Source organism: Candidatus Protofrankia californiensis, from assembly GCF_900634765.1.
In the GTDB taxonomy this organism is placed as follows: Bacteria; Actinomycetota; Actinomycetes; order Frankiales; family Frankiaceae; genus Protofrankia; species Protofrankia californiensis.
The window spans coordinates 1-3,625 of sequence record NZ_CAAAFT010000075.1 but is presented as its reverse complement, the minus strand read 5'-3'; the positions used below and the strand labels follow the sequence as shown (position 1 = coordinate 3,625).

The window sequence follows — 3,625 nt, the reverse complement described above, 5'->3', positions numbered from 1 at the left end:
CCGGTGAGTGCACGGGCCGCCAGCAGGGCCGGGAAACCGGGTGCGACAGCGGTGGCCCCGTTGCCGACGGCGAGTGTCCCCAGCGCGGCGACGAGGACGCGTCGGCGCGGCAGACGCCTCAGCGTCGCGGTCAGCACCGGCCCCGCCAACGCGACGGCCACGGCGTACACCGCGACGAGGGCGCCCGCCGCGCCGGCGGAGACGTTCAGATCCGCGCTGATGGCGGGGATCAATCCGGAGACGCCGAGTTCGCTGGTGCCCAGCACGACAGTGCCCAGCGCCAGCACTGCCAGCACCGGCGCCGCGGGTAGTCGCTGAGAACCACCCAGGCAAGAGTCAGGTCGCATGCCACCTTCTCGGAGGACAGGCAGGTCCAAGGGGTCGGCAGTCCGGCGTCACCGCTACCCGCACGGCGGGCACGCGCGCAGACGTGTTTAAGGGGAGAGGGGAGAGTTGAGCCAAAGCGCCAACAGAGGACGCGGCGAGCGACGGGTCCGCAGATTGACAGCGGTCACCCGGAAGACGACGGGTCACGCCCCGCCGATCGGCTCACACAGAGTGTGAAGACCGGCTCACAATACCCCGGTGACATGGGCGTCGGAAGGGTTCAGCCAAAGCACACACGCAAGAGACATTGGGTCGATCTTGACAGGCAGTCCCGCACGGCGATCTCGGCTGGTCCAGCTTTCTGGTCCAGCTCCGGAATCCGGTTTAGAGAACAGGGATGTCTGACCAGGCACAACATCGTTCTAGATCATTCCATTGCCGATTTCCCGCTTACCTTGACTGAACCCCTGCTTGAGTGGCCAGGATGTCGAGCAGGTCGAGGGTGACCTCGTGCAGGCTCGGGCGGACGGTCACCTGGGCGGCCAGCGGAGGGGCCACCACGGCCGGTATCGACGGGACGAGGATCGTCGGGCAGCCGGCGTCGAGGCCCGCCCGGGCGCCGGCCTCGCTGTCCTCCAGGACCACGCAGCGCGCCGGGTCGGCCCCGAGCAGCCGTGCCGCCGTCAGGTACGGCTCCGGATGCGGCTTGCGCCGGCTCACCTCGTCCCCGGCGACCGTCACCGCGAACCGGTCCGCACCGACCGCGGCGAGGACAGGGTCCATCAGGACCCGGAACGACGACGACACCAGCGCGGTTGCGATCCCGGCGGCGGCCAGCACGTCCAGCAGCGCCACGGCGCCGGGCATGGGGACGATCCGCTCGGGCTCGCCGAACAGCTCGGCGGTCCGTTCGATCAGGAAGCGGGCGGCGGCGTGTGGGTCGGCGTCGGGCACCCCGAGCATCGACAGCATCAGCGGCAGGGCGGTGTCCACCCCGTGGCCGATCATCGCGGCCTTGATCTCGGGGGTGAAGCGGGCACCCAGGCTGGCCGCCAGCTCGTGCTCGGCCACCGTCCACAGCGGCTCGGTGTCGACGAGCAGCCCGTCCATGTCGAACAGGACGGCGGCGACACCACTACGCCCCCGCGACTCACCGCCGTCCGCGGAGCTCGCCGGCAACGTACCGTCATCGGGGCCGTGAACGTCGAACAGGGCCGCGCTCCCAGGGTCCACAACGTCCACGGGATCCACCAGGGCCTGCTCTCCTCGGGGCGGGCCGGCTCCCTGACAGCGGCCGGTTCCCTCTCAGCCAACCAGGTCCTGCGCCATCGGTACCAGAGCACGTGACACGGATCATCCCGGCATTAGGCCACCTTACGGATCTCGCCGACTTCCCACGGACGACCGTTTATGGTCAATCCTTTCGGTGGTGGATGGGAGTGGATGGGAACAGCCCGGATCCGCGGCAGGCCGGGCCGAAGGTGGAGTCCGGTTCTGGCAGGCCCGGTCGGCGGCGGTAAGCAGGCCGGTGAGCTCGGCTGCCATTGCCGGGGGCAGGAACGGCACTGCCGCGGTGGTGAAGGCGTGAAAGTACGGGCATCTGCTCGCGGAAGGGATGGCGTGCCTGCCAGAAGGCGTTCGGGTCGTCGGCGCGGGCCGCGCGGCGGAGGATCGACCCGAACGCGACGATCTTGTCTGCGGTGGTGGCCAGCAGCGCCGGCATGTCGGTGGCGGCGAGCCGGTGGACACGGTCGAGCGTCTGTTCGCTGCTGGTATGCGGGTTGTGCATGGTGTGATGTTCGGCTTCCAGCACGCGGATGATCCGGAGAGTGTCCGCGCCGAGCAGAGACGTCACCAGTGGGTCGAGTTGGTCAGGTGGGGCCAGTTCGGGGGCGTCGTACAGGAGGACCGCGGCCAGCAGCGTGGGCGAGGCAGCCGGATGATGCCGACCGAGGACGACCGCGACACGGACCGCGTGGGCGAGCGCCGGGGCGCCGTCGATGCTGTGACCGGAGCACCAGTGCCAGGCAAGCTGTAGCGCGCTGGTAACGGTGGGATGGCGCGGTGGGGACAATATGGTCATGACCGGGTCTCCCGAGCGGCCGGCCGATGATGCTCTGATCTGTGTGACCTGCCCGTCCCGGGCCCTGCCCCGTGGACGGTTCGATGTCGCCGCGGGCCCTGACCCCCGCCGGTACACACTCGACCGGGCGGCCGGCTACCAGGTCGACCAGGCCAGCGGGGTGGCGGTCTGTGTGCATCCTCACAAGGTCGGTCTGCCCGCCGGGGCCTACGCCAGCGACGGCGGCCACGGTGCCGGCCGACACCGTGGCCGCCGTCGAGACGGGGGACGGGTGGGACGACCCGGACCTTGTCGACCGTCTGCTCGACACCGACGGGCCGGACGTGGTGGACATGCGGCGGGCGCTCGTCGCTGAAACGCCCGCCGCGGCCCGGCAGAGATTCCCTCGGCTACGGGGCGTGTTCCGACGTCGGTCAGCCGGGTAGGGCCGGCTCCGGTACGTCGAAGGTGATGCGGTGGGCGCGGCCGCCGGGATTGATACCGACGGAGGCGTACAGGCCGTTGAGGATCGTGTGCCGTCGGGCGGTTTCCTGCGCGCCGATCCAGTACCGGCGATTGGGTTCACCCCAGCCGGCGGCCTGGTAGCAGGCGTCGGTGTAGCAGCCCGGTTCGTAGTCGAACTGTTCCTGGTCGGTCATGTGGACCAGGTCGAGCGCGAGGCTGCGTTGCATGCGGGAGATGAGAGTGTGCTGGGCGAGGCCGGCGCGCGTCGGGCAGACCCCCGCCCTGCTCACCAGGCACGGTCGGCGGCGCCCAGACCACACTCACAGCGATGGCCAACAGCCTGTTCGACTCGGCGCCGATGTTCGGTGAACCCCCGTTCGACGCCGAAGCCGTCGCCGGGTTCACCGCGGTCGTCGCCGGACGGCTCGGCGACGGGGAACGCGCCGAGACGCACGCCCGGCAGTCCATCGCCATCCTGGACGCGCACGGCGGCGGCTACCCGGAGGACTACGGCAACACCCTCGTGGCGCTGTCCGTCGCGCTGCTGGCGCGTCCGCGTCCGGAGCCGGAGGAAGCCGCGGCGGTCGCGATGCGCGCGCTGGACGTCGTTGCCGCGTTCCCGACCCGTACGGTCGTGCAGCGAGCCCGGGACCTCTCCGGCCTGTTCACCGACCACCGCGGGCTGCCCCCGGTGGCGGACTTCCGGGAACGGCTCGCGGCCGAGGCGCCGCGGCTGATGCTGACCGTCGGCGTATGACCCTGCGGTTCGGC

At 70.7% G+C, this 3,625-nt stretch carries 6 protein-coding genes; 2 read left to right on the top strand and 4 right to left on the bottom strand.

The window, feature by feature from the left end; all coding sequences use genetic code 11:
- From DD1DGNOD_RS04695 to DD1DGNOD_RS04685, 3 genes are all read right to left on the bottom strand, one after another.
- On the bottom strand, window positions 1-347 hold a 347-nt coding region (locus DD1DGNOD_RS04695; RefSeq protein WP_131769538.1), incomplete at its 3' end, for an MFS transporter.
- 430 nt (window positions 348-777) lie between these two features.
- Window positions 778-1,578, bottom strand: a complete 801-nt coding sequence (locus DD1DGNOD_RS04690; protein WP_013873612.1) for an HAD family hydrolase — start codon at window positions 1,576-1,578, stop codon at window positions 778-780.
- Between the two features lie 163 nt (window positions 1,579-1,741).
- Window positions 1,742-2,410, bottom strand: a complete 669-nt coding sequence (locus DD1DGNOD_RS04685) for an HD domain-containing protein (RefSeq protein WP_013873611.1) — start codon at window positions 2,408-2,410, stop codon at window positions 1,742-1,744.
- A 230-nt stretch (window positions 2,411-2,640) separates the two neighbouring features.
- Between DD1DGNOD_RS04685 and DD1DGNOD_RS04680 the strand changes: the two genes are divergently transcribed.
- Entirely contained in the window at window positions 2,641-2,835 is a 195-nt protein-coding gene (locus tag DD1DGNOD_RS04680) for a hypothetical protein (RefSeq protein WP_013873610.1), read from the top strand.
- On the opposite strand, the gene DD1DGNOD_RS04675 is transcribed toward DD1DGNOD_RS04680, so the two are convergent.
- Entirely contained in the window at window positions 2,824-3,144 is a 321-nt protein-coding gene (locus tag DD1DGNOD_RS04675; RefSeq protein WP_131769537.1) for a hypothetical protein, read from the bottom strand. The genes DD1DGNOD_RS04680 and DD1DGNOD_RS04675 overlap by 12 nt on opposite strands.
- 38 nt (window positions 3,145-3,182) lie before the next feature.
- On the opposite strand from DD1DGNOD_RS04675, the gene DD1DGNOD_RS04670 reads away from it, so the two are divergent.
- Entirely contained in the window at window positions 3,183-3,611 is a 429-nt protein-coding gene (locus DD1DGNOD_RS04670) for a hypothetical protein (RefSeq protein WP_013873609.1), read from the top strand.
- Window positions 3,612-3,625: the final 14 nt, after the last annotated feature.

Coding starts and splice junctions, on each gene's coding strand:
- DD1DGNOD_RS04685 (WP_013873611.1), bottom strand. CDS start 2,410: ATGACCATATTGTCCCCACCGCGCCATCCCACCGTTACCAGCGCGCTA.
- DD1DGNOD_RS04670 (WP_013873609.1), top strand. CDS start 3,183: ATGGCCAACAGCCTGTTCGACTCGGCGCCGATGTTCGGTGAACCCCCG.